The sequence below is a fragment of the Pseudoalteromonas sp. T1lg21 genome, from assembly GCF_002964625.1.
Lineage (GTDB): Bacteria > Pseudomonadota > Gammaproteobacteria > Enterobacterales > Alteromonadaceae > Pseudoalteromonas > Pseudoalteromonas gelatinilytica.
In genome coordinates, this window is sequence record NZ_PQBX01000024.1 from 1 (window position 1) to 574 (window position 574).

The 574-nt window shown below is 44.1% G+C and carries 2 protein-coding genes; both read right to left on the reverse strand.

Annotated features, from left to right (window positions below; translation table 11 throughout):
- Positions 1-275, reverse strand: a 275-nt coding sequence (locus C2M25_RS06840; protein WP_234003542.1) for a hypothetical protein, incomplete at its 3' end; no start/stop codon positions are given.
- A 96-nt stretch (positions 276-371) separates the two neighbouring features.
- A partial coding sequence (locus tag C2M25_RS06845) for an HP1 family phage holin (protein ID WP_234003543.1) occupies positions 372-574 on the reverse strand: 203 nt, incomplete at its 5' end.

Consider the following 574-nt stretch of genomic DNA (forward strand, 5'->3'; position numbering starts at 1 on the left):
ACCCAAGCCTTAGTGATTACGCCTCGTTGGTCTTGCCAATTGTGATCACATAAAAATGGGCCATTTTGTTCTATTCGTGATAAATCAACTTCATCTACCTCATGACCCAATGTTTCAAACCAGCCCCAGCGTTCAACTTCGTACTCACTTGAAAATGAAATTGTGACTGTGCGCTCTTCAACATTGATGCTGTCTTGCTCAACTTCTGCAAAACGATAGGCAATAGGACACTTACCGCCGACCAACATGTCACGGGTAATTTGATTAACTTTCATATTATTCCTCGTCTTCTTTTGGAGGGGGTTCGTTGGCCTTAACCGATGAGCCTTTGATCAGGCCGATAGATTGAGCTAATTGAATGTTGTCGCCCATTAGCTCCGATGGAACTCTCTATCATCTTCATGCTTACGCGCTTCACGTTCGTCACGCTTATGTTGAAACCACGCATTAACTAAGAATGTTAATGCTGCGAATATAATCCCCAGTAATATAGCCCACTCATTCAAGCTAAATATCCCTCCAGCTGCAGTGCCTAAGCTTGCGCTGTAGGTCGTTACACTGACGGCCTTTTGCA